General features: G+C 67.1%; 20 protein-coding genes. 10 read left to right on the forward strand and 10 right to left on the reverse strand.

The genetic code is table 11. The features are described from left to right. Window positions 1-681 precede the first annotated feature (681 nt). The 8 genes from VGI62_RS06485 to VGI62_RS06520 all read left to right on the forward strand — a co-directional run bounded on the left by VGI62_RS06485 (window position 682) and on the right by VGI62_RS06520 (window position 8,907). Window positions 682-1,080, forward strand: a complete 399-nt coding sequence (locus VGI62_RS06485; RefSeq protein ID WP_331503586.1) for a response regulator — start codon at window positions 682-684, stop codon at window positions 1,078-1,080. Window positions 1,081-1,252: 172 nt separating this feature from the next. Next, on the forward strand, window positions 1,253-2,359 hold the full coding sequence (locus VGI62_RS06490) for a sensor histidine kinase (protein WP_331503587.1): 1,107 nt from the start codon (window positions 1,253-1,255) through the stop codon (window positions 2,357-2,359). Window positions 2,360-2,546: 187 nt separating this feature from the next. Beyond that, entirely contained in the window at window positions 2,547-2,885 is a 339-nt protein-coding gene (locus VGI62_RS06495; protein WP_331503588.1) for a hypothetical protein, read from the forward strand. Window positions 2,886-2,969: 84 nt separating this feature from the next. Then, window positions 2,970-3,392, forward strand: coding sequence for an Hsp20/alpha crystallin family protein (locus VGI62_RS06500; protein ID WP_331503589.1), 423 nt, complete (start codon window positions 2,970-2,972; stop codon window positions 3,390-3,392). 4 nt (window positions 3,393-3,396) lie between these two features. After that, window positions 3,397-3,822 carry an Hsp20/alpha crystallin family protein gene (locus tag VGI62_RS06505; protein ID WP_331503590.1) on the forward strand — a complete coding sequence of 142 codons (426 nt, stop codon included), beginning with the start codon at window positions 3,397-3,399 and terminating at the stop codon, window positions 3,820-3,822. Window positions 3,823-4,043: 221 nt separating this feature from the next. After that, entirely contained in the window at window positions 4,044-4,394 is a 351-nt protein-coding gene (locus VGI62_RS06510) for a UrcA family protein (protein ID WP_331503591.1), read from the forward strand. 185 nt (window positions 4,395-4,579) lie between these two features. Then, window positions 4,580-6,871: a BTAD domain-containing putative transcriptional regulator gene (locus VGI62_RS06515; RefSeq protein ID WP_331503592.1), complete on the forward strand. Its 2,292-nt coding sequence runs from the start codon at window positions 4,580-4,582 to the stop codon at window positions 6,869-6,871. A 92-nt stretch (window positions 6,872-6,963) separates the two neighbouring features. After that, on the forward strand, window positions 6,964-8,907 hold the full coding sequence (locus VGI62_RS06520) for a TIR domain-containing protein (RefSeq protein ID WP_331503593.1): 1,944 nt from the start codon (window positions 6,964-6,966) through the stop codon (window positions 8,905-8,907). Here VGI62_RS06520 and VGI62_RS06525 read toward each other — a convergent pair. The 9 genes from VGI62_RS06525 to VGI62_RS06565 form a co-directional block, all read right to left on the reverse strand. Continuing rightward, complete coding sequence (locus tag VGI62_RS06525; protein WP_331503594.1) at window positions 8,904-10,073, reverse strand: hypothetical protein; 1,170 nt, start codon at window positions 10,071-10,073, stop codon at window positions 8,904-8,906. The genes VGI62_RS06520 and VGI62_RS06525 overlap by 4 nt on opposite strands. Continuing rightward, window positions 10,070-11,212 carry a hypothetical protein gene (locus tag VGI62_RS06530; protein ID WP_331503595.1) on the reverse strand — a complete coding sequence of 381 codons (1,143 nt, stop codon included), beginning with the start codon at window positions 11,210-11,212 and terminating at the stop codon, window positions 10,070-10,072. The genes VGI62_RS06525 and VGI62_RS06530 overlap by 4 nt, the downstream gene beginning before the upstream one ends. Then, window positions 11,209-12,288, reverse strand: a complete 1,080-nt coding sequence (locus tag VGI62_RS06535) for a saccharopine dehydrogenase family protein (RefSeq protein WP_331503596.1) — start codon at window positions 12,286-12,288, stop codon at window positions 11,209-11,211. The genes VGI62_RS06530 and VGI62_RS06535 overlap by 4 nt, the downstream gene beginning before the upstream one ends. After that, on the reverse strand, window positions 12,285-13,346 hold the full coding sequence (locus VGI62_RS06540) for a polyprenyl synthetase family protein (protein WP_331503597.1): 1,062 nt from the start codon (window positions 13,344-13,346) through the stop codon (window positions 12,285-12,287). The genes VGI62_RS06535 and VGI62_RS06540 overlap by 4 nt, the downstream gene beginning before the upstream one ends. After that, window positions 13,343-14,143: a hypothetical protein gene (locus tag VGI62_RS06545; protein WP_331503598.1), complete on the reverse strand. Its 801-nt coding sequence runs from the start codon at window positions 14,141-14,143 to the stop codon at window positions 13,343-13,345. The genes VGI62_RS06540 and VGI62_RS06545 overlap by 4 nt, the downstream gene beginning before the upstream one ends. Next, window positions 14,130-16,268 carry an FAD-dependent oxidoreductase gene (locus VGI62_RS06550; protein WP_331503599.1) on the reverse strand — a complete coding sequence of 713 codons (2,139 nt, stop codon included), beginning with the start codon at window positions 16,266-16,268 and terminating at the stop codon, window positions 14,130-14,132. The genes VGI62_RS06545 and VGI62_RS06550 overlap by 14 nt, the downstream gene beginning before the upstream one ends. Window positions 16,269-16,554: 286 nt before the next feature. Next, entirely contained in the window at window positions 16,555-18,105 is a 1,551-nt protein-coding gene (locus tag VGI62_RS06555; RefSeq protein ID WP_331503600.1) for an NAD(P)/FAD-dependent oxidoreductase, read from the reverse strand. A 351-nt stretch (window positions 18,106-18,456) separates the two neighbouring features. Then, on the reverse strand, window positions 18,457-19,197 hold the full coding sequence (locus VGI62_RS06560) for a hypothetical protein (protein ID WP_331503601.1): 741 nt from the start codon (window positions 19,195-19,197) through the stop codon (window positions 18,457-18,459). A 37-nt stretch (window positions 19,198-19,234) separates the two neighbouring features. Then, complete coding sequence (locus VGI62_RS06565; RefSeq protein WP_331503602.1) at window positions 19,235-19,675, reverse strand: hypothetical protein; 441 nt, start codon at window positions 19,673-19,675, stop codon at window positions 19,235-19,237. Between the two features lie 212 nt (window positions 19,676-19,887). Between VGI62_RS06565 and VGI62_RS06570 the strand changes: the two genes are divergently transcribed. Beyond that, window positions 19,888-22,011 carry a catalase gene (locus VGI62_RS06570; RefSeq protein WP_331503603.1) on the forward strand — a complete coding sequence of 708 codons (2,124 nt, stop codon included), beginning with the start codon at window positions 19,888-19,890 and terminating at the stop codon, window positions 22,009-22,011. Between the two features lie 62 nt (window positions 22,012-22,073). On the opposite strand, the gene VGI62_RS06575 is transcribed toward VGI62_RS06570, so the two are convergent. Beyond that, complete coding sequence (locus VGI62_RS06575; protein WP_331503604.1) at window positions 22,074-22,577, reverse strand: hypothetical protein; 504 nt, start codon at window positions 22,575-22,577, stop codon at window positions 22,074-22,076. 823 nt (window positions 22,578-23,400) lie between these two features. On the opposite strand from VGI62_RS06575, the gene VGI62_RS06580 reads away from it, so the two are divergent. Then, on the forward strand, window positions 23,401-24,017 hold a 617-nt coding region (locus VGI62_RS06580; RefSeq protein WP_331503605.1), incomplete at its 3' end, for a TolC family protein.

The following is a 24,017-nucleotide window of genomic DNA, read 5'->3' on the forward strand; positions in this document are numbered from 1 at the left end:
CCCCTGAAGGCGGTCGGCTGGGTCAGCACCGCCGCCATGGCTGCCGCCGCCGGAGGCATGTTCGCCACGATGGGGCGCTAAGTGCAATGTCTGGACGGTTTTCCGTTGGGAACGTTGATCTGGGAGGTTCGTGACGGCTGGTCGGTGCGGCCATGTCTTCGGCCTGTTGGTAGGGCGCATGGGCCGCTGGCCATGATGCCCTCCGCGAAGCTGGGTCCCGGGTGCTGACAGGTTAACCCGGGCGGCCGGCGAACGTGAACTGGTGGGCGGGAAACAGTACATGATCCGCGCGCCGCAGCTTGGCAAGCCGGCCCTCGATCAGCACCTCGGCGTCCGCCGCGAGGAACCCGCCAAAATCCGGCGGTAACCAAAATGGCTGAACCACCGGCCCACGCCGTTTCCAGGACGTGCCGATCCTCCCGATCGTGAATCGGGATCACGCCGCCCCGCCCAGGGTAAGCGACGGGCCTTGTTCGGCGTAGCTCGCGATGGTCTCGATGGGCTCTGTCAGCGCAAATTCACCCTTGCGGCGATGGGCCGTTCAAGATGACAGCACTGGAACAAGGCCGTCGCCTCGGCGTTCCAGCGAACCGAGCAGTGCGGCCGGAGCAGCTTCGGCGGTGCGGCCGGAGCGGCTTCGGTGGCTCGCTTTTGGGGGTCTTCATGTCGGACACGGAACACTTGGCCGCCAAGGTGCCGGTGCTGGTCGCGGACGATGAGCCGCTCATCCGCAGCTTGGTGGAGGAAGCGCTGTCAGACGGAGGCTTCGCCGTGATCTCCGCAACCGGTGGCGACGAGGCGATCCGCCAGTTCGACGCGAACGCAAGCGAGGTCCAAGCCATCGTGGTGGACGTTCGCCTGGGCGACGGTACGGACGGCTGGGAAGTTGCCAGGCATGCGCGGGAAGCGAACGCGAACGTCGCAGTCGTCTACATGAGCGGCGACAGCGCCGGTCAGTGGACGTCGCAGGGCGTTCCGAACAGCCTGATGCTTCAGAAACCTTTCACGCCAGCGCAGGTCGTCACGGCGGTCGCGTCGCTATTGAACCAGGTTGCGCCATCCGGTCCTCCACCCAGTTAGGCGTACTGCCGAGGTGAGCGAACAAATCCTTCCCCACCTTCCGCGCCCGCTGAGCTTCGCCACCTGCAGAACTATCTGGCCAAATTGGAGTTGAGGTTCGGGAAGACAGATGGCCAGAGGGTCAAAAGCTGCGCGAGAGCGCGAAATGTCGGTTCTGCGACAGCACTTGCGAGTGCTGATTGATCTCGCGACGTATGCGTCTGGCGGGTCCGATCTCAAAGCTTTCATGGACTATGTGGTGACCCACGTATCCGCGGCGCTCGAGATCGATCACGTCAAGGTGCTTCGCTACCGATCAGATCGCAACGACCTGCTCCTGGAGGCAGGTATCGGTTGGGCGCCCGGCGTCGTCGGATCAGCCGCATTCGCCACCGACATGGCCTCCCCGGTGGGGCGGGCCTTCCAGACCGGTCAGCCGGTGAAGATCGATGATTTCAGCACCGCCCCGGATTTTCGCGCGTCAGAAGTCCTGCGCACGCACGGTATTGTTTCGCTTCTGAACGTGCCGGTTTCCATAGACGGGGCCGTCTGGGGCGTCATCGAGGTCGACAGCACGGTGTTGCGGGGCTTCACAGCGGATACGCTGCAGTTCATGCACGCCGTCGCGGCGCTTGTCGGCATGGCGATCCGGCGCATGCAGGACATGGCGTCCGGAGAGACCCTTGCCACCGACAGGACGCGCGAGCTGCTGAAACGCGACCTCATGCTCCGCGAAATGCAGCACCGGGTGAAAAACAACTTTCAGGTCATCCTCGGCATGGTGCAGCTGCGCAAACCATCATTGCCCGTGCAGGCCGGTCGCGACGCCATGGACCAGATCGCCAACGGCATCATGGCGATGTCGCTCGCACACGATCAGCTATCGCCCTCGCGCAGCGGGGAAATGCTTGAGCTCGGCGCTTACCTGAAAGCGCTGACCGCTGCTTTCGTCGCCACGATGGAGCGCATCCTGATCGAAGTGAAGAGCGACGAGGTCAATGTGACGATCGAGCAGGCGCTTCCGCTTGGCCTCATCGTCAACGAGCTGATCACCAACAGCATCAAGCACGCCTTCGGACCGGATGGGGGGGCCATCCGCGTGGAGCTGCATGCGCCATCGCGGCAGGGCTTCGCCACCTTGATTGTGGCCGACAACGGCCGCGGTCTCGGCCAAGCGCGCACCGACGGATCGGGATTGAAGCTGATCGACGCCCTGGCCGCGCAGGCCCGGGCGGAACTCATCCGAAGTGACGCCGGCAAAGGCACGAGCACGCAGTTGCGTTTTGTTCCACGCGGCTAATCACGTCGCGAGTTTGCGCGCGTTGCGCGAGACAGCCACGGTCGGAACCCGTCCCCTCGAGCCGCTCTGGAAGGTTTGCGTCGGAGCCGCTCAGAGACCTCTTGAAGCGCGCCTTTCGGTTCCTAAATCATTCGCGGCCGCACCCAGGCGGCAGGAGAAAGGACAGGCATTTTCTGGAGGCTAAGCCATGCGTCTCGCGACATCGGAACGCGTTTTTGAAACGCAAGGTCTTGGGGCGGCGCTCGAGCGATTGCTACGACCCGCCGTCGGTTTTTCCCATCCTCGCGACGTGCTCAAGGATCCGGCGCTGAACGTCGACGAGAAACGCGCGGTGCTCGCGTCCTGGGCATCTGACGCGTCCAGCGTTCGCGAGGAGCCGAGCCTCAGATGGCTGCTCGGAACCCCCGAGCCGGTGCCGCTCGCGGACCTTCGGGAGGCGCTCCTGAAGCTCGACCTCCGGGAGGCGACCGCTGCGTCATTTCCGCCTTCAGAGGTGGATCGCCCGCAAAACATCCGCCTTAGCTAGTCGGCGATCGAGCGAGCGCCGCGGCGAACGCCGCCCCCTTGGCGCGTCGCTCTTTCGCCTTTGCAAAGCAAAGGAGAGAGCCTGATGGCACGACTTCCAACTTCCTTCGGCACGCTGCAAAACCTCCAGCACGCGCTGGACAGCCTTCGGGCCAGTTCCTGGCTGGAAGCTGGTCTGAGCGGCGGCGGGGCCTATCCGCCAATCAACGTCTTCCGTAAAGGCGATGACTTCGCGCTGATCGCCGAGGTCCCCGGCGTCAAGAAGTCCGACATCGACGTACAGGTGAAGGGCCGCACCGTCCGTGTCTCGGGCGGCAAGTCCGTTGACTACCCAGCCGGGTCGGCCGTCCACCGCATCGAACGACTGAGCGGCAGCTTCGATCGCGCGCTCAGCCTGCCGTTCGAAATCGACGCCGAGCGGGTGCAGGCCGAATGCCGCGACGGCGTGTTGGCGCTGCTGCTGACCCGCGCCGACCACGACAAACCCAAAGCCATCAAGGTGAGCTAGACCGATGAACAATACTGCCGCAAGACAAGACGCCGTGGCGGCGTCGCAAGATTTGGCGGTCCGCGAGAAGAAGGAGCTGACCGGCCAGGAGAAGACGGTTCCGGGCCGGTTCTTCGTGCCGAGCACCGACGCCTACGAAACCGAAGACGGGCTCACGCTGGTGATGGAAATGCCCGGCGTGGTCCGCGAAAATCTCGATGTCTCGCTCGAAGACGGTGTGCTGACTGTCGAGGGGCGGCTCGACTTCTCGAAATATGAAGGGCTGGAGCCGGTCTACACGGAGTACAACGTGGGCCACTACGCAAGGTCGTTTTCGCTCTCGGACAAGGTCGACCAGGACAATATCGCCGCCAAGATCGAGGACGGCGTCTTGACCCTGACCTTGCCGAAGGCTCAGGCCGCGCGGCCACGACGGATCGCGGTGAGCTGAACGGCGGGCGCGGCCGGCCGGCACGTTGGTCCCCGCGATGCGCGACAACGTCGCGCATCGCGGGAGAAGTCGACGCGATGTTGTCAGCCAGCTGCGCTTTTGACGATCCTTTGACGGGACCCTGACGTCTGTCCTGACGCCGACAGGTCAAACCCTTCCTGCAGGCCGAACGGCGCAACTCAGCAGCCAGCCGGCCTAGATTGGAACAGGGAACCGCTATCATGTTCAGGCAGATCATCACCTCGGCCTTCGCGGCCTCACTCCTCCTCGCCGCGGCGTCGACCGCCGAGGCGCAGGTCTCCGATGTCCAGTCGGCGAAGGTCTCCGTCGCTGGAATCGACACCAACTCTGACGAGGGCGCCACGATCGTTCTGCGGCGGATCCGCAATGCCGCCGGCGAAGTCTGCGGCGGCGAACCCAGCCGTCCGCTGGACCGCCAGGAGAAGTTCAAGCCCTGCGTGCAGGAAGTTACGCAACACGCGGTGTCCAAGCTCAGCAACCCGCACCTCACGGCCGCGCTGCGCGAGGAATACACGCCGGCGGCCGCAACCCGGCTCGCCAGCACCCGCTAGAACTCGCCGCCCCGGTCTGACGATCGCCGGGGGGTGAGTGGGGGCGAAAGGCGCCACAGGGGCCCAACCCCTGTGGCGCCTTTTTCGCGCTCACAAGACCTGACTCACGTTCGCCGGAATGCTGGCGCCCCGGAGACCTTGGCCTGTATGATCGCGTCTGCGGGTAGCGGGAGTCGTTCAGGGGAATGTCGGTCGGCGTTGCCACACAGGCTCGGGCGCGGCTTCGCCTTCTCGGCGGATTCCAGCTTTTCGACTCCGGCGGAACGCCGGTCCGGCTCACCAGCCGCCGGGCGCGGGGTCTGCTGGCCCTCGTCTATCTCGAAGGCGACGCCGGCGTCCCGCGCGACCGCGTGTGCGGCCTCCTGTGGAGCGATCGACCGGAAGACCAGGCGCGCGCCAGCCTTCGCCAGTGCCTTTTCGAACTCAAGGCGGCGCTCGGCGCCCTGGCCGACACGGTGCTGGAGGTCGGCCGCGAGCAGCTGATCGCCCGCGCCGATTGGCTGGACTCCGACCTCGCCCAGGTCCGGCGAACGCTGGCGGCGACAGCCGAGGAGGACTACGCGCCGCTCTCTTCGCTGCTGTCTCGCGGCCCCCTCCTCGACGGCCTTGAGATCCCGGGACTCTTTCAGGACTGGCTCGACCAGTCTCGCGCAGCGCTGGAGGCGAGCATCGCTGCCGACGTTGTTTCCTGTCTCGGCCGGCTGGAAGCGCAAGGCCAATGGGACAAGGCTCGTGGCCTTGCGGACGCCTATCTTCGTCGCGATCCTCTGCACGAGGCCGCCGCGGCCGCGGCGATCAGAGCCGAGCTCGCCAGCGGCCAGCCGGCCGCCGCGCAACGCCGTTTCCAGGCGATGAAGCGGCTGCTCTCCGAGGAACTGGGCGTTGCGCCCGGCGGCGTCCTCACCCGGGCCCTTGCCCAGCCCTCGAAAGCCCCCGAACCCGGCGCGCTGTCATCGGCGCCTGCAGCAGTGGAAGCCGCCTCGCGGCCCGTCCTGGCGGTCCTGGCGTTCGATAACCTCTCGGGCGATCCGCAGATGGCCTATCTGTCCGACGGCGTTTCCGAGGAGATCCAGCAGACCGTCGCCCAAGGTTCGGACCTCAAGGTCATCGCGCGCTCATCGAGCTTTCAGTTTCGCGGCCCCGAGAAGGCCGTCCGCGACGTGGCGGCCCAACTCCAGGCCACACACCTGCTGGACGGATCGGTCCGCCATAGCGGCGCGAGGGTCCGGATCTCCGCCCAGCTCGTGCAATGCGACGGCGAGATCATTCTGTGGGCGGACAGTTTCGACGGCGAAATCGACGACGTCTTCGCCTTGCAGGAGCGGATCGCCCGATCGGTGGCGCAGGCGCTGAGGGCGACGCTGTCGGCGCCAACACCTGCGCCCGTGCAGGTCGCGACTGACATCTATGTGCTGTTCCTCAAGGCGCGCGGCATCATCAGCGAGGGCGGCCACCTCTACGACGACACGGCGGGCTCGGCCGCGCCCCTCCTGGAGCAGGTCGTGGCGGCCGCGCCGGACTACGCGCCGGCCTGGGAACTGCTCGCCAAGGCCCGCGCGCTGGTCCTGAGATCGGTTCGGCGGGGCACCGACTACGCCGAAGGGCGGGACGGCGTGCTGGCTGCCGCAGAAACGGCGCTGCGCCTGGATCCGCGGCGCGGCGGAGCCTACGAGGCCCTGGCTTTGCTGGAGCCGTGGGGCGCCTACGGGGCACGGGAAAGTCTGTTGCAGCAGGCCTTGTCGGTCGCCCCCAACGATCCCGGCGTTCTGACCGACATGAGCACCTTCTGCTGGAGCGTGGGCCGGTTCCACGAAGCCCTGGCGCTCGCCGAGCACGCCTGCGAGCTCAACCCGCTGATGCCTGCGGCGCATCTGCAGGTCGCGCAGATGCTGACCTATGTGGGGGACTACGAAGCCTCCATCCGGATGCACCAGGAGATCTATCAGCGCTGGCCACGCAATTTCCCGATACTGATCTCGCTGCTGAACTTCGCCGCCTCGCTCGGGTTCTGGGACGTCTACCGACGGTTCGTTGGCGAGGCCGAACAGTTCAGCGGATGGCAGGCGACCTATCTGCGCGAGTCCGTCCGATATGCGACGGCGCTGGCCTCGACCGATCCTGCGCCGCGTCAGGAACTGGCGAACCGATATGCCGCGCTGGTCGCCAAGTCCGGCACCGTGCCGCTGAACTACCTGGACGGGCTCAGCATGCTCGGCCTCACGGAGCAGGCCCTGGACCTGGCCGGGAGGGCCTCGTTCGCCCATGTGTTCGATCCGGACGGCCCGCTGCCCAGTGGCTCTTTTCCCGGCACGATCCTGGGGCCCTGGAGCGCGCTCAACAAGACGCCTCGGTTCATCGACCTCTGCGACCGCCTGGGTCTCTGCGCCTACTGGGTGCACTCGGATCGCTGGCCGGCGTGCGTCGAGTGGACACCCTACGACTTCAAGGCCGAGGTTCGGCGGCGCGCCGGGGCGTAGGCGACGCCGATTGCGCCTTTGACCCATCGGGGCCGACAACTATCCTGAATCCGCTCGGATGAGGTAGCGTCACGACGGGAGGACGCACACGCGTGGCTGACGTCTTCATCTCGTACGCACGCTCGACTTCCGAGCCGGCCAAATTGATCGCCGCCGCCTTGCGTTCCGACGGCTACAGCGTGTGGATCGACGACGACCTGCCGGCGCATCGTGACTACTCCAGCGTCATCGAGGAACACCTGCGGTCCGCCAAGGCGGTGGTGGTCCTCTGGTCGTCCGACGCGGTGAAATCGAGGTGGGTGCCCGCGGAGGCCGATATCGCCCACGAGGCCGGAACCCTCGTGCAGCTCAGCCTCGACGACGCAGCTCCGCCGCTTCCATTCAATCGCATGCAGTGCTCTGCGATGCAGGGGTGGACCGGCGACCTGAACGCGCCGGTCTGGCGGAAGGTCGTTGCCGGCGTCGCCGAACTGGTGGGCCGGCCGTCTCCCCCGGAAAAAGACGACGCCCTGCCCACGAAGCCGGCGGAGCCATTGCTGGCGGTGCTCGCTTTCGACAACCTTTCAGGCGATCCGGAGCTGGCCTATTTCTCTGATGGTGTCTCGGAAGAGATTCAGCAGACGGTGGCCCAGGGCTCTCACCTCAAGATCGTGGCGCGGTCCTCGAGCTTCCAGTTCCGCGGCGCCGACAAGGCGGTCGGCAAGGTGGCGGCCGAGCTCAAGGTCACCCACCTGCTCGACGGCTCCGTCCGCCGCAGCGGCGGACGCGTCCGCATCTCCGCTCAGCTGGTGCGATGCGCAGGCCAGGTGACCTTGTGGGCGAACCGGTTCGACGGCGACCTGAGTGACGTCTTCGCCCTGCAGGAACAGATCGCCGAAGCGGTGGCCCAGGCCCTGAAAGTCACCCTGGCCGCGCCCGCCCAGGCCCAGCCGCTCGACCCGGCGATCTATGAACTGTTCCTCAAGGCGCGAGGGATCATCGGCGAGGGCGGCCGAGTCTTCGACGACACCGCGGCGGTGGCCCTGCCGCTGCTGGAACAGGTAGTGGCCGCCGCACCAGACCAGGCGGCCGCATGGGAACTGCTTGCAAAATCGCGAGCCCTGACCTTGCGGTCCGGCCGGCGCAAGACCCCCTACGAGGAAGGCCGCGCCGGCGTGGTCGAGGCGGGCGAGACGGCGCTGCGGCTGGATCCGAAACGCGGCGGAGCCTATGAGGCCCTGGCTTTGCTGGAGCCGTGGGGCGCCTACGGGGCGCGAGAGCGGCTGCTGCGACGGGCCCTGTCGGAATCACCCAACGAGCCGGACGTGCTTACCGAGATGAGCCTGTTCTGCTGGAGCGTCGGGCGTTTCCGCGAGGCCTTGCGGTTCGCGCAGCAGGCCTGCGAGCTCAATCCGCTGATGCCGGCGGCGCGCCTGCAGGTCGCGCAGATGCTGACCTATGTGGGGGATTACGAGGCCTCCATCCGGATGCACCACGAGATCTATCAGCGCTGGCCCCGCAATTTCGCGATCCTGATTTCGCTGCTGAACTTCGCCGCCTCGCTCGGATACTGGGACGTCTATCGCCAGGTCCTGAGTGAGATCGAGATCGAGCATTTCCCGGGATGGCAGGCGACCTACCTGCGTGAGACCGTCAAGTACGTCGACGCCCTCGCCTCCACCGATCCTGCACCGCGCCAGGAGCTGCTAGGCCGATATGGCGCGCTGGTCGCCAAGTCCGGCACCGTGCCGCTGAACTACCTGGACGGGCTCAGCATGCTAGGCCTCACGGAGCAGGCCCTGGACCTGGCCGGGAGGGCCTCGTTCGCCCATGTGTTCGATCCGGACGGCCCGCTGCCCAGTGGCTCTTTCCCCGGCACGATCCTGGGGCCCTGGAGCGCGCTCAACAAGACGCCTCGGTTCATCGACCTCTGCGACCGCCTGGGTCTCTGCGCCTACTGGGCGCAGTCCGAGCGCTGGCCGGATTGCATCGAGTGGACGCCTTACGACTTCAAGGCCCTGGTCAGGCGGCGGGTCGCCGGCGTGACCCCCGCCTAGGCCGCCGTCAGCCCGTAGGTGTGGATCGTCGAAAGCACCTCGAAGTGGACGTTGGAGCTAAACGAAAAGCCGAACTCGGCCTTCAGTACGACGCGGTTCATATCCCAATCCATGTCATTGGGCACGGTCGGCAATGGCAGGCGGAAGGTGTCCGGCGGCGGAGGAACGCCGTTCGGATACTTGGCCCGGAGCCGGCGTGTTCGTTGCGCCGCCGCGAAGTGCTCCGGCGGCGGCCCAGTGTCCGTTGGCTGCTCTGCATCAAAGAGTTGCGTCAGCAGCTCGGCGATGCTGTCGGACCACATGAAGGCGATCTCGACGTGCGAAGGGTCGAAGACGACGATGTTGTCGACCTCGGTGTGGGTCGCCTTCGACGCCACAATGCTCCGATAGATGGCGGCCCCCATGTCGTAGCAGTCGCGGAACTGCTTCAAATTGTTCAGTTCCACGCCGCCCGCGTAGGGGCTGGGATCAACGCCTTCGGGCTTTTTCCCGGCGAACGCGCCGCTGCCGCCGAGGATCTTCACGAAGGCGTCCAGGTCGGGATTCGCCTTGAGGATCTCCGCAAGGCTCGCCGGACTGTCGCCCCCCGTCCTGATGTGGAGGACAGCCAGCAGCTCAGACATCGACCTCGGGCTGAAGTTCTTGATCCCGATCATGCCCATGTCGAAATGGAGCTGGTGCGCCGGAAGTCCCAGCTCGCGCACCATCGAAGCGAGGTACATGTCGCTGCCCCAGATCTCGCGGCTGCTGAAAACCACGGAATCGTTGTCGCTGAAGACAAAGGGCTCGACCCACACCAGGACCGGATCGGTCACCAGATTGTCCTTGCTGAGCGCATAGCGGAGCACCGGAAAGGAGAGATAGGCCTCGGTATGGGTGAGGTGGTCCCAGCTCGTCTCGCCCGGGCCCAGCCGGCTCGCGGTCTGCAGGTTCCCGCTGGCGACGTTCGGGAAATAGGCGACGCTCAGCAGGCCGAACTGGGGTCCTGGCAGGGGTGCGTAGTAGAACGGCGCCTCGTCCGGATAGCCGCCGTTGAAATACCTGGCCAGGTAGTCCCGGATCCGGCATCTGCTCAGCCGAACGGCGAAGCCCCAGGTCAGCGCGCCGCGCGCAGTCCAGGGCGGCAACAGCTGCTGGGTGGCGAAGGACTCGATGAACTCGGTCATGGCCGCCCCGGCCCGAAGAAGCCCCGCCACGGCCGGAGCCACGGAGCCGTCAGATCGCTCGTCGGCGCGACCGGCGGCAGACCCGGCCCGCGGTCGACCGGGAAGGTGTGCAGGGTCCGCATATTGTCGAAGTCGATGTTCGCGTTGAACCGATAGGCCGCCTTGGGCCTAAAGCTGTTGGAGGCGTCTTTGTCGTTGTCCGATGGATTGCCCGGCGGAAGTTCGATGAAGCGGAGCGTTTCGCCGAAGCTGCCTTCCAGATGGAAGGAGATCCTCACGTCCTCTTCCTTGTAGAACTGGAAGTTCTCGATGACGGCATACTTCGAGCGGCAGCTGACCAGGGCCTGATAGAGAGCCCTGCCCGGCTCAGCCGCGTCACGGAACTGCTTGAGCGAGACCGTCTGCATCGACGTCGGGAAGGTGCCGGCCGATATGGTCTCCACGGCGTCGCTGGCGGTCGAGATGGCGCCGATGGCGTTTTGGGCCACCCGGCTGCGGAACAGCGTCCACAACGAATGCTCTTCGGGCGAGCCGCGGAAGGTCGGCACGGCGGGGCCGGTCGCCACGTCGAGAAACGGCAGCATCCCCTGCATGGCGTCGGACGTAAGCGTAGCCCAGCCTGGCAGGCTCACCTGTCCGCGGAAGCTGCCCGGGAACTCGCTCTCGCCGATCTGGATGTTGGCCCTGAGCTTCTCCAGGCCCAGCATCTCTCGGCCGCAGACAGCTGACATCGGCTCGCCGACGACAATGAAGGGCAGCGCCCACTCCACCGCAGAGTTCGCGATCAGCCCGCCCGGCGTCGTCCCCAGACGGACTACGGGGAAGGAGATGAAGACCTCCCTCTGGCTGACTATCCCGCGATCGGAATAGGGAATTTCCTGGCCGATGTTTTCAGGCGTTCGGCTCGCGCTGATCATCACCGGATAGTCGATGAACAGCAGGATCGCGTAGGGCCACATGGGCGCGGGCCCGTAGGTGAAGCCGCGATCCCTCGCGTCCCCCAGATTGAAGAACCGGTCGCAATAGGCCTGGACGCGCGGAAGGTGCGCTTCCCAGACGAAGGCGTTCACGGTCACGCCCGGGAAGTGGTAGGGCGGCGGCACTTCCTGGCTCGCCACGGACTGCACATAGGGGATCATGCTGCCGCGCCCTCCGCCTGCGCCGATGCGGGATCAAGCCACGCGCACTCCAGGCCCAAGATGAAGTCGGCGCCGAAGACCCGCGCGGGCGTCTGGAAGCCGGGTTTGGCCTCGCCCGCCAGCACGCGACCGACGGCGGCGGCCGCAGTGAGCTCGCTCACCGTATAGCCATCGCGCGTGCGCATGCGGATGCGGCTCACCCGGCGCCACGGGTCCACCGCCTCGGCGACCAAGACGAACCCAGCCTGCTTGCGGCGTTCCTCGCTGGGCGCCTCGGGCCATGCCGCGGCCAGCGCGCCGCCTAGCGCTCGCCAGGGCCGTGCGCCGGTGATCGCCATCGCCATGCTGGACGCGCGGTAGGCGGCGCGCTGCGACCAGTCCATTTCCGAATAGACCTCGATGTCGCCGACGCCGGTCGTGAGCCCGCCGGTGACGACGTCCGCCCAGCTCATGGCGACGGCTTCGCTCAGCCCCTCGCCGAAGTCGAATGCGTGGACCAGGCTTCCGGCCGGAACGCTCGCCAACGCGCCATTGCGCCGGATGACGACGTCGGGACTGAGCAGGGTCGTGGCGGTCACCACGCTGCCGCGGGTTATCACCTGGGCCTTGGAGATGCCTACCCGCAGCTTCGTCGCGTCGGGCCGCGCCTGCGTGGCCAGCGCCAGCAGGCAGTCCGTCGCCACGATGGTCAGGCCGACCCCCGGCATTATCATGACGCCGGCCTCGCGCGCTTCGGCGTCGGACGCCATGGCGTCGACGAAACTGGGCCATTCGCCGCTGAGGTCGAGATAGTGGGTCGCCGTATTGAGGCAGGCAGCGATCATCGGGCCCGCTGTCCTGTCGTAAGGGCCGGCGGCGTGGAGCACCACGTCGATGCTGGCGAGCGCCTGCTCGATGGGCCCGGCGGACGTCAGGTCGAAGGCCATCCAGGCCAGGCCCAGCGGCTCAGCGACCCTCCGAACACCCTCGGCGTTTCGGCCGGCCAGCACGACGTCGACGCCGGCCTCGGCCAGCCGCCGAGCGACAAGGCGGCCGGTGTAGCCCGTGGCGCCATAGAGGAGCGCGCGCGTACTCATGGCCGTGCAAAGATCCAGGGGACCAATCCCGCAATGAAGTCGAGGTCCTCCGACGCGGCCAGGCCGCCATAGGCCAGGGTGAACTCGTGACTGGCCGCCCCCGCCATGGCCGCGGCAACCGCCCGGGCGTGATCGATCGACCCCAGCCGGGACATCAGCTCGGCGAGCCATAGCACGTCGTCCGCCGACCGCTCTTCGCGCGGCTGGCCGAGAAAGGCGTCGAGCCGGACCCTATCGACGTCCGCACAGGCCTGGCGCACATGGATCAGCATCAGGGTGCGCTTTGCCTCGTAGAGGTCGCCGTTCATCTCCTTGCCGTAGCCGGGGTCGACGGAGAGGTTGCGCAGGTCGTCTTCGATCTGGAACGCGACGCCCAGGAAGTAGCCGAACCGCACGACGCTCTCAGGGTCCCTGCGACCGTCAGAGCCCAGCACCAGCCCAAGCTGCGCCGGCCAGATCATGCCCATCCAGGCGGTCTTCTTCAGCGCCATACGCAGGTAGTCGGCTTCAGTGAGCGCGGTGACGTTGCCATCGCGCCAACCGAGCTCCAACGCCTGACCCTCGGCGGTCTCGCGCGCCATGGTGAGGGAGACATCGAGGACCTGGGCCGCCACCTCACTTCCCAGGGGCCGCAGCGCATCGATCAGGGGGCGGAGCGCGGTGAACATCATCGCATCGCCGGCGTTGATCGCCAGCGGAGTGCCGTGCAGGGCGTGAAGGGTGGGACGGCCCCGTCGCAGTTCGCTGCCGTCCTGAATGTCATCGTGGATCAGCAGGCCGTTGTGCAGGATTTCGATGGCGGCCGCGCATCGCACGGCTGCCTCCGGGCTGCCGCCGAAGGCCCGGGCATTGGCGATGCAGATCGCCGGCCGCAGCATCTTGCCGCCCCGCGAGGGGTAGTCGGCGAGCAGTTCGTCCAGGTAGGGCGCCGGCGTCTGGGCGCCGAGATAGCGCTCCAGTTCCAGCCTGGTCGCCCGGCCGTAGGTCGCCATGATCGTGGCCATGGCGTCGGACGGCGCGGCGACGACCGGCCGGGCCACCGTCGCCGCGGCGGTCACTTGGCGATCTCGATGGTGAGGACGCCCAGCGGGACATCCTCGTGCTTTGCGTGGACGACGCCGGAATAGACGCCGGGCGCCTGACCGTCCGGCAGGGTCACGACAGCAACGACGCCCTCCACCGAAACGTCGGTTTCGAAGACCACGCCGGTGATCGGCTTGGCGCCGGGGGTCCGCCGGGCGAGCGGCTGAGCCGAAATGTCCGTAGCCGCGGTGGGGTGCTTTGGCCGCAGCAGCGCGGCGGTGTGCGCCCGGGCCTTGGCGTCTTCGGGGAAGCGGACAGTCACCTTCATCCACCGCGGCTCGGCCTCCGCGTCGGCGCCCGTCGCCGCCTTGGCCGGCGCCCGGCCTGCCGCTTTCGCCGCCCGGAAGGCCGGAACGCCAGAGGCGCGGTCCGCCGGCGGGGCCTTGGCGCTCGCCTCCTTCAGGAGCCGTTCGCAGACGTCGAGGGTCGTCGTGCTCAGCTCGCGGGCAAGCCGCAGAAGGCGCGTCGCAGCGACTTCAAGATCCCCCGGCGCCTCGCGCACACTGTACTGGCCCTGCCGGAAGCGCTGGGCGGCCTCGCGGCCCTGCTTGATGTTCTCGGCGATGACGTCGTAGCCGACCTTCACGACGTGGGCGACCGACTCGCTGACGGTGGGATCGTGCGCCCGGCCAGAGGCGGCGTTGGTGGCCGCGGACGATGGCGCATATTTGGACGCTGCGGTCCCGCTGGCGCGATCAGGCCCGCTGCGGTCCGGCTCAGGACGGCTCCGATGGGCCTCCGCCTTGCCAACCTTTCCCTTACGGATGGTCATAGGCGATGATGTCCTCGAGCTTCGGCGAGCCGCACAACGCGTGGGCCGCCAAGAGGCCCGACATGACCGCGCCCTCGACGCACCCGGAGTGGAAACCACTGTCCGTCCAATCACCAGCGATCGTCAAATTGTCATAGGTCATGTCCAATGGCGAGATGCGGTGGCGAAAGCTTCCTGGCGCATGCAGGACGTATCGGTCCGATGGATTGACATTGGCGCGCCAGTATTGGCTCGAGAACCGATCAGGTCCGTCGACTGAGGACCTGCTTTCGTCTCCGGCGGGGTCGGCGAGAAGCTCCCAGCGGAAGTCACCGTCGACGCCGAAGGCTCCGGGCCAGACCTCGCGGATCGGCCCCCGCAGAAAGGCCTGGGCGCGGTCGCGCACCTCGGCGGCGCGGCGCGCGGGGTAGCCCGCATCGCCGTCCGCGGGTGGCTGAGGCGGGTCAGGAAGGACGGCGCAGAAATAGACCGAGGTCCTGGGGTGGTTCGGCCAGGCCTCCTCCGGCACCACGTGGGGCATGTCGCACCAGGTGTCGAAGGGCTTGGCGAATGCGCCGGTGATGTAGGCCGGGCCCTCCCATCCGAGGTTGGTGAGGTCCTCGTTGAGCCAGACCTGGAAGGCCTGCGAGGCCACGGTCTTGACCTTCTCGGTCATGCTTCGCCAGCGCGCGTCACGGGCCAGGATCTCGCCGCAGACATGAGGCACCACGCCCAGCCCGACACCTAGCAGGACGAAGTCGAAATCGCGTCCGATGGTAAGGGTCAGCTCGCCGGCCCGGCGACGGTCCCAGTGGGACTCGAAGTTCCAGCCTTCGGCGGCCAGGCGGGCGCCGCCTTTCAGCTGGGTGAAGTCCGGGCTCGACGGCCAGCACGGCCTGTCGGCCACGGGGACCAGGGGCGAATAGGGCTCGCGCGTCCTGGCCTGCACATCGAATGTCAGGGTGCGGACGTAGTCGCGCTGGCCCTCCGGCGGTGGCTGAGCTGGCAGGCCCACGTTGGTCAGCCGGTGGAAGAACTCGAACCGCACGCCGCGCCGCCTCAGGGCCTCGTAAAGCGGTGCGAAGACCACGTCGCCCATGCCGGCCCGCATGCGCCACATGAAGGCGCCGCGATAGCCGAAGAAGGTGCGAAGCGTGCCCCGCAAGCCTTGGCCAGCCGACAGAGCGGGCCGGTTCTCATCGCCCTCCTCATAGCCCATCGAAAGGTCGTAGAGCCCGCGCAGGAACGGTGACTGGAGCGCACGCACCGAGGCGCCGTTCGCGCTGAGCCACTCGCGGCATTCGTAGTCGTCGATGGCGTCCAGGCCTCTGGGGTCGAACATGACGCCGCCGCGAATGAGGCCCACCATGCTGGCGAGCGTCAGGTCCGCGACCTCCCACAGGAAGCGATGATCGTCGTCGGCCAGCCAGCGGTCCTCCAGCCACAGGCGCAGCCTCGCACAGGCCGCCTCGGCCGAGGCCAGCAGGCTGCTGTTCAGTGGGACCGCCGCCGAGCCCAGGAGCATAGCGATCACGCCCAGCCCCTCGGCCAGCGCCGCGATGCTTGCGAAGGTCCCCAGCTTCGTAAGGTAGGCGACCGCGTCCGCCAGTTCGCTTGCGCCGTCCGCCGCAGGCTGAGGTCCAAGTCCGCGACCGTCCACCGTGGTGTCGAGCAACAGGGCGCGGAAGAGATCGAAAGCCTTGGCCATGTAGTACGGCAGGGAGAACACGGCGCCCGGCGGGAGCGGGTCGCCCGGCAGGCCGGGGCGCGGCGGCATGTGGGCGTCCCACCGCTGGAAGCCGCCCCGTTCGGCGACCGAGAACAGCGCCACATCGTTCTCCGGCGTCCAGGCATCGCGCCAGTCGCCGAAGAGACCGCCGTCGCCTTGCGCCTCCAGCTCGGCATGGCATTCGCGCATCATCCTGAATGCGTTGTCGTAGAAGCCGAGCCAGACGTGCAGGCCGTGCTCTTCGATCCGGCCCGCCGCGCCGCGCCCCGAGGCGCCCTTGCCGCCGAGCCGCCAGCCCTCCTGGTAGACGGTGATCGCATACCGGCCGGCGTGCTCAGGCCGCGAGAGCTCCCAGACCGCCGCCATCGAGGCGCATCCGCCCCCGATTACGGCAATCCGTATCGGCTCTCCAGCCACCAGACATCCTCGCAAGCCCAGGTTCGCGGGTCGGAGCCGTCATGTTACCCGACCTGCACCGCGAGGGAACCGCCGATACGCGGCGTGGCCTGCGCCGCAGAGGCTCGAACGCCGCTGCCTGCGCCGGACCAGGCGTGGTCCCTGAGCGGCGGGCGAATCCTTCCCGAGAGGGCAGAAATGCGTCGCGCGGCCAGCCGGGGCATCGGCAGCCCAAATCAACGCGCCGTCGCCAAGTCGGCGTCAACGTGTAGGCGGTTCACCCCGCACGGCAGGCGCAACGCTTTGGCTAGGCAGGCTCCGCGAGCCGATGTCGCGCGGCGGTCCGCTGGCCGTCGTCGTAGACGAACTCGGTCCCCTCCAGGTCTATGGCCGGCAGCTCGTCCTTTTCGCGCCAGTAGTCCTGAGTGTGCTGCCATTCGGGCTTGGCGCCGCGCTGGGGCATCAGGTGCATCGAGCGCATCAGGTAGCCGGGGTTGAAGTTCTCCGGGTCCATCCAGCTCTCTAGCGCCATGCCGGCGTCCTCGGGGCGTAGCGCCACCTCGACCTTCTTCGCCTGGCGTTCGTCCATGTGCCTCACCAGCCGGCAGACGAAGTCGGCGACGATGTCGGCGCGCAGCGTCCAGCTGGCGCGGAAGTAGCCGAACACCCAGACCATGTTGGGAACGCCCGTGAACATCATGCCGCGGTAGGTGACCGTGTTGGCGAAGTCGACGGGCTGGCCGTCCACCACGAACGGGATGTCGCCCAGCACCGAGAGATGGAAGCCGGTCGCCGTGATGACGATGTCGGCTTCGAACTCCTGACCCGACTTCAGCAGGATACCCTTTTCGGTGAAGCGTTCGATCTCGTCGGTGACGACGCTCGCCTTGCCTTCCTTGATCTTCTGGAAGATGTCGCCGTCAGGCACGAAGGCGATGCGCTGGCGCCAGGGCCGGTAGCTGGGCGTGAAGTGCTTTTCGGTCAGCTCGGGGCCGATGATGTCGGAAACCGCGGAGAGCAGCTGCTGCTTGGCGCCGTCCGGATGCTGCAGCGCCATGTTGGTGAAGAGCTGGCCCATCTTCAGCCGCTGGCGGCGGACGATCTCGTGGATCCACTCTTCCGGGATCTCCAGGTCGCGCAGCTGGTCGGCCATGTCGTCGACGTTGCGGCCCGGCACGAAGTAGGTCGGCGAGCGCTGCAGCATGGTGACGTGGGCGGTCTCGTCGGCAATCGACGGGATCAGCGTGGCGGCGGTGGCGCCGGAGCCGATCACCACGACTCGCTTGCCCTTCAGGTCGAGGTCGTGCGGCCAGGTCTGCGGGTGGACGATGCGGCCCTTGAAGTCGGCGAGGCCCTCCCAGTCGGGCGTGTAGCCTTCCTCGTGGCGATAGTAGCCCTGGCACATCCAGAGGAAGTTGCAGGTGAACCGCAGCCGCTCGCCGCTGTCGGCGCGGGTCGCTTCGACCGTCCAGAGGTTCTCGGCGCTCGACCAGTCCGCCTTGGTGATCTTGTGGCCGTAGCGGATATGACGGCCAAGGCCGTTCTCCTCGATCACCTCGCCCATGTACTTGAGGATCTCCGCGCCGGCGGCGATGGGCGGGCCGACCCAGGGCTTGAAGCGGTAGCCGAAGGTGTAAAGGTCGCTGTCGGAGCGAATGCCAGGGTACTTGTGGGTGTGCCAGGTGCCGCCGAAACTCTGCTGCGCGTCCAGAACCACAAAGCTCTTGGCGGGCGTCTGCTTGGTCAGGTGATAGGCCGCGCCGATGCCGGAGATGCCCGCGCCGACGATCAGCACGTCGAAGTGCGCAGGCTCTGGGCGGCTGGTCTCCGCAGAGCCGAGAGTCTCGGTGTCACGCATGTTTCCTCCAACCCGCAGTCTCGCGCGAACTACGCCGCCGCTGCAAACCATTCAATTCCGATAGGTTCGACGCTAAGTTATCGACGATAATATATGAATGGCCGACGGCCAACAAGCCCGCTCAATTCGGAGACAATCCTCCCCCTGGTGGGGAGTACTTCTTCGTCAAGAAGGAGGTGGACGACCAAGCTGCGTAAGAGGCGTGGGCGCACCCAGGAATGTCGTGGACGGCGGCAGGTAGGCGCGGTGAGGGTCCCTTCAACAAGACCTTAAAAACCCCGGAATCGAGCCGCAACGCAAGGGCGCCAGAGGATCCCTCTGGCGCCCAAACGTGCATTCGTCAGGTTGACGTCAGACGCCGCGACCCAGGCCCCGGTCGGTGTCGGACGGGCTGAGGTCAGGACGAACGCCTTGCCTGGGATCCTCGGAGCGCTCGCCCCGATCGGCCCCAAAGGAACGACCCTCCAGATACCGCTGACGCTCAGTCGCGACCTGGTCGGCCCCGTATGGTTCGGCCGCGGGATCGAAGCTCTGCCAGCCGCCGGCCCGGTAGTCGGCGCCGCGGGTCGCGGCGTCCACGGCCGGAACCCCGGTCAGAACCTGCCGCACGGTCTCGGCGTCGGCTTCATTCCGTGGCCGCACGCTGACCAGTGTGCCGCCGCGCCGGACGCCTTCGGCAAAGACGTGGGCCTCTTCGTCGCTGTGCCCTGCATCCTTCAGCGCGCCCAGGAGGCCACCTGCGGCGCCCCCGGCCGCTGCGCCGACAAGGGCCCCGACCGCGGTCGACGCCAGCCAGCCGACGGCCACCACCGGGCCAAGCCCGGGTATGGCGAGCATCCCGAGGCCAGCGAGCAGGCCCGCCCCGCCGCCGAGCACGCTGCCTGTCGCGACGCCCTTGGCCGCGCCTTCGGCCGCGTCATTGCCATTCGGGCCCCCGGCCGTATCGCGGCGGCCGTCTGTGAGGTGACGGCCTTCGGCGTTGTTCGCGATCAGGCTGATGTCAGCAGGCGGAATACCCGCCCGCTCCAGCTTGCCGACGGCGGCGCTGGCGTCCTGATAGTCGTCAAAAAGTCGAGTGATGGCTTGAGCCATTGTGGTCTCCTTGGATGTGGAATTGCGAGGCGGACGACTATTTCGCGGTGACGGCGCCCTTGAAGTCGACTGCGACCTCGACCGGCTTGCCGTCCTTCTTAGCCGTGGCGGTCCAAAGACCGTCCGGTGTCTTCGTCAGGTTGGTGACGTCGCTGTAGCCTGCGTTCCTGATGTGGCCCTTGGCCTGGCTCTCTGTGAACGAGTTTGAAGCGGCGGCCACGTTAGGCGCAGTTTTGTTGGCGTCGGTGTTCAGGGCGCCATTGGATGCGGGGGGCGAAACCGCACCGCCTGGATCGGTGGCTTTGGCCGCACTATCGGACGCAAGATTGGTGGCGTTGGCGGCCGTGTCCCCCGCCTTCTGCCCGGCGGTGGCTGCCGAGGTGGTGGTGTCGGCCGCAACCTGGGATGCAGGCCTGGTACAAGCGCCCAGCAGCGCCACGCTCAGCGCGGCGGTAAGTGGGAAGGCATAGATTTTCATAGGAATTCCTTTGAGACGAGCCACGACAGCGCCCGGGCATCGCTATGGTTCCTATGGCCGCGGTCCGATTGGGGTCGCCGGGGTGCGGCGGCCGAGAACCCGAGAAGTTCCCGGCACAGGCGGCCCCCTCAAATAAACCCGGACGACCGTTGCACGAAACGTGTTGGCCCGCGTTGCCTAGTCCAGATCTCCTCCAATCACGGGATACCGACATGGCCAAAACCAACGGGGCGCCCACGCGCGCGTCCACGTCCGCGTCCGCCAAGGTCTCCGCTGCGGCCAGCCTCGGGACCGGTGGCGAAACCCACCAGACCGCATCGGCGTCCGACGACCGGATCACCACCAACCACGGCGTGCCGGTCAGCGACGACCAGAACTCCCTCAAGGCCGGCGCACGCGGACCGGCGTTGCTGGAAGACTTCGTTCTGCGCGAGAAGATCCAGCACTTCGACCACGAGCGGATTCCTGAGCGGATCGTCCATGCCCGCGGCTCGGCGGCGCACGGGTATTTCGAGCTGACCCAATCGCTGGCCCGTTACACCCGCGCCAAGGTGCTGACCGAGGTCGGCAAGCGCACGGAGGTCTTCACCCGGTTCTCCACCGTCGCGGGGGGCGCCGGCTCGGTCGACACCCCGCGTGATGTCCGTGGTTTCGCCGTCAAGCTCTACACGCGCGAGGGTAACTGGGACCTGGTCGGCAACAACATTCCGGTCTTCTTTATCCAGGACGCCATCAAGTTCCCTGACCTGATCCACGCTGTGAAGATGGAGGCCGACCGCGGCTATCCCCAGGCGGCCAGCGCGCACGACACCTTCTGGGATTTCATCGGGCTGATGCCGGAATCCACCCACATGATCATGTGGGTCATGTCCGATCGCGCCATTCCGCGCAGCCTGCGGATGATGGAAGGCTTCGGCGTCAACACCTTCCGCCTGCTCAACGACAAGGACGAGCCGACCTTCGTCAAGTTCCACTGGCGGCCGAAGCTGGGCGCCCAGTCGACGGGCTGGGACGAGGCGGTGAAGATCGCTGGCGCCGATCCGGACTTCCACCGTCGCGATCTGCACGATGCGATCGCGGCCGGCGCCTTCCCGGAATGGGAGTTTGGGGTCCAGGCGCTAAGCCAAGCAGAGGCGGACGCCCTGCCCTTCGACATTCTCGACGCCACCAAGCTGATCCCGGAGGAACTGCATCCGATCCAGATGGTCGGCCGCATGGTGCTGGATCGCAACCCGGACAACTTCTTCGCCGAGACCGAGCAGGCGGCCTTTCTGCCGACGAACCTGCCGCCAGGGATCGACGTTTCGGAAGACCCGCTGCTGCAAGGCCGGCTGTTTTCGTACCAGGACACCCAGCTCTCCCGGCTGGGGACCGTGAACTTCCACCAGATCCCCATCAACCAGGCGAAGGGCTGTCCCTTCCAGAACATGCAGCGCGACGGCCACATGCAGACGCAGGTCCCAATGGGGCGGGCCAATTACGAGCCCAACAGCCTGGCCCAGGCCGGTGAGATCGGCGGACCGCGCGAGGACCCCAAGGGCGGCTTCCGCACGGCGCCCGTCCTGCAAGACGGGACCAAGGTGCGCCTGCGCCCGGAGAGCTTCGCCGACCACTACAGCCAGGCGCGGCTGTTCTACCGATCGCAGACCGAGATCGAGCAGGCGCACCTGGCCGGCGCCCTGGTCTTCGAGCTCTCGAAATGCACCCTCGACCACGTCCGCGAGCGAGTGTTGGCCAATCTGCAGAACGTCGACGCCGGCCTCGCCCAGCGGGTCGCCGACGGCCTGAACATTCCTTTGCCCGCAAGGAGCGCCGCGGCCGTCGAGCCGATGGACATGAAGCTCTCGCCGGCGCTTCGCATCGTCGGGAAGTACCCTGAGACCCTGATGGGCCGCGCGCTCGGCATCCTGGTCACCGACGGCGCCGACGGCGCAGTGGTCGAGGCCGTCCGCGAGGCCGCCGAGGCGGAAGGCGCGACCGTTAAGATCGTGGCGCCGAAGGTCGGCGGCGTCGCCCTGAAGTCCGGCAAGCAACTCAAGGCGGATGGCCAGCTCGCGGGAACGCCCTCGGTGATCTTCGACGCCGTGGCGCTGGTCATGTCGCAAGACGGCTGCGCCCGGTTGCTGGGCGAAAGCGCGGCCGTCGATTTCGTGCACAACGCCTTCGTCCACCTGAAGGCTATCGGCTTCACGCCGGAGGCTCAGCCCCTGCTGGACAAGGCGGGTGTCGCGCTGGACGAGGGCGTCGTTGATCTGCGCGCCGGCGCCGAGGGGTTCCTGTCGCCGGCGCGCACGCGGCAGTGGGCAAGGGAGCCCAAGGTCCGGATTCTGGCCTAGCCTAAGCCCAGGCGGGCTCCTCACTCACTGAGCTGAGGCGGCCTTGGTCGCTACCGCCGCGGTTAGCCGGTTATAGCGACGGCGGATAAGATTGTGAGGTCGCGAGCCGCCCGGGTGATCAGTCCGTGGGCTTCCGGGTGATCTTCGTCGCAGAGCAGGCCGCGCGCCACCGACAGACTGGCGATGACACTGTCGACGCTGCCCCCGGGAGCCAGCGGCATCGACTTGAGAAGGATATTGCCTTCCTCGGCCAACACATCCAACCGGGCATCGATCTCGCCGAGCCTTTTGCCATCGGATAGGGCTGCCCGTTCGCCGGCCGACAGACGAGCCCACCCACGTTGTTTGATCAGCCAGGCTTCGTGGTTGCTCCAATCCGCCAGAAGGCGGTTTCGCTCCGCCTTAAGGGCGAGCCAACGGCGGCAGATTGCAATATTGGGATCTGCAACGGGACCGGCTTCGACACCTGCGAACACCGGTGTAGCGGAGGCGCCAACGAGCACGGCCCGTCTCGACAGCTCCAGCAGGTGCGCGACCGCACCCCCCGCCTTGCGGCGCGAGCCCATGGCCTGAACCTTTCTGTTCACGTAAGAACATCACATACCACGACGCCAAACACCGAAACAACATAAAATGTGCAAATCGGAACAGAAAGTGTTCCCCGCATGCTTCTGACCGCCTCTCAGATTCGGGCCGCCAGAGCACTTCTGGAGTGGACCCAGCCTCAACTGGCTGAAGCTTCGGGGCTATCCATGATGAGCATCCGGCGGATGGAAGGCCCGTCCGGACCGGGTAGACGGTCGGCCGAAAATGTCGAAGCCGTCCGAAAGGCGTTGGACGACGCTGGAGTCATTTTCCTTTCAGCTGACGAGGTGGGCGGCACCGGAGTGCGTTTGAAGAAATAGGTCGCGCGGGAACGCCCCTTCGGCCGTCCGACATCGCTCGCGTGTGGGCCAGGAGCCGATGTCGGCTCAACGCCCGAGCCAGGCGCGGGTTGGATTCAATGCGGCCAATTGGAGACGAACAGGCGTGTGCCTGGCAGCGCCGTCGCGGGATCGTGGTCATGCGGCGCCCAGGCGACGCCGTCACGGCCCGAGCGCGATCGGCGCCACGGTTCCAGCCTGGCGCGGGCCACGACCACGTTTCAGCCTGACGCAAAGCGGTCCGATTGAGGCCACGATCTCCCCGGAAAAGCGCCCGGCCAAGGTCTCGGCGACGCTTCGCCTGCGTCGCGGGACGGATGGCCGCAGGGCGACAACTGCTCCAAGCGTGACATTCGAACGTAATGTTATAACAGATGTCGGGCGTCGGTTCGCCGAGCCCGAGTGGACCACCTCCTGAGAGCCGGCCGAGCAAGCACGTCCTGGAATGATCACTGCGGAACATCCCTTGGCGCCACGCGCGCCGGCCGCAACCACGCCTTGGCGGATCGCGCGACGTTGGCGCATCGCGCCGATCGTCGCCTCGACGGCCGCCGCCCTGCTGGTCTCCGCCTGCGCCGTCGGCCCCAACTTCAACAGCCCGGCGCCGCCCGGCGTCCGCGACTATACGCCCGAGCCACCGGCGGCGACGGCGTCGGCGCCGGGGGTGGCTGGCGGCCAGGCCCAAGCCTTCGCCTATGGCTCCGACATCGCGGGGGACTGGTGGACGGTGTTCCACTCGCCGGAGATCACGGCCCTGGTTCAGCAGGCGCTGAGCGCCAACCACGACCTCAAGGCGGCGCAGGCGGCACTGGCCGCGGCCCATGAAATCACCCTGGCGCAGCGGGGCTCGTTCTACCCGCAGGTCACCGCCAGCTATTCCGCCACCCGCCAGCGGACGTCCGGAGCGCTCGCGCCGATCCCGGCCGACAACTCCACCCAGTTCAACCTCTTCACGCCGCAGGTGAGCGTCGCCTACGCCCTCGACGTCTTCGGTCTGAACCGGCGCACGGCGGAGTCGGCCAGGGCGCAGGAACAGTCGGTCCATTTCCAGCTGGTGGCGGCGCATCTGACGCTGACCAGCAA

The organism is Phenylobacterium sp., assembly GCF_036495085.1.
GTDB lineage: Bacteria > Pseudomonadota > Alphaproteobacteria > Caulobacterales > Caulobacteraceae > Phenylobacterium.

What these genes read in the sequence shown, in the direction of transcription:
- VGI62_RS06495 (WP_331503588.1), top strand. Translation starts at nt 2,547, where the DNA reads ATGCGTCTCGCGACATCGGAACGCGTTTTTGAAACGCAAGGTCTTGGG.
- VGI62_RS06505 (WP_331503590.1), top strand. Translation starts at nt 3,397, where the DNA reads ATGAACAATACTGCCGCAAGACAAGACGCCGTGGCGGCGTCGCAAGAT.
- VGI62_RS06545 (WP_331503598.1), bottom strand. Translation starts at nt 14,143, where the DNA reads ATGACCATCCGTAAGGGAAAGGTTGGCAAGGCGGAGGCCCATCGGAGC.
- VGI62_RS06570 (WP_331503603.1), top strand. Translation starts at nt 19,888, where the DNA reads ATGGCCAAAACCAACGGGGCGCCCACGCGCGCGTCCACGTCCGCGTCC.
- VGI62_RS06530 (WP_331503595.1), bottom strand. Translation starts at nt 11,212, where the DNA reads ATGATCCCCTATGTGCAGTCCGTGGCGAGCCAGGAAGTGCCGCCGCCC.
- VGI62_RS06565 (WP_331503602.1), bottom strand. Translation starts at nt 19,675, where the DNA reads ATGAAAATCTATGCCTTCCCACTTACCGCCGCGCTGAGCGTGGCGCTG.
- VGI62_RS06560 (WP_331503601.1), bottom strand. Translation starts at nt 19,197, where the DNA reads ATGGCTCAAGCCATCACTCGACTTTTTGACGACTATCAGGACGCCAGC.
- VGI62_RS06515 (WP_331503592.1), top strand. Translation starts at nt 4,580, where the DNA reads ATGTCGGTCGGCGTTGCCACACAGGCTCGGGCGCGGCTTCGCCTTCTC.
- VGI62_RS06500 (WP_331503589.1), top strand. Translation starts at nt 2,970, where the DNA reads ATGGCACGACTTCCAACTTCCTTCGGCACGCTGCAAAACCTCCAGCAC.
- VGI62_RS06525 (WP_331503594.1), bottom strand. Translation starts at nt 10,073, where the DNA reads ATGACCGAGTTCATCGAGTCCTTCGCCACCCAGCAGCTGTTGCCGCCC.
- VGI62_RS06510 (WP_331503591.1), top strand. Translation starts at nt 4,044, where the DNA reads ATGTTCAGGCAGATCATCACCTCGGCCTTCGCGGCCTCACTCCTCCTC.
- VGI62_RS06575 (WP_331503604.1), bottom strand. Translation starts at nt 22,577, where the DNA reads ATGGGCTCGCGCCGCAAGGCGGGGGGTGCGGTCGCGCACCTGCTGGAG.
- VGI62_RS06535 (WP_331503596.1), bottom strand. Translation starts at nt 12,288, where the DNA reads ATGAGTACGCGCGCGCTCCTCTATGGCGCCACGGGCTACACCGGCCGC.
- VGI62_RS06555 (WP_331503600.1), bottom strand. Translation starts at nt 18,105, where the DNA reads ATGCGTGACACCGAGACTCTCGGCTCTGCGGAGACCAGCCGCCCAGAG.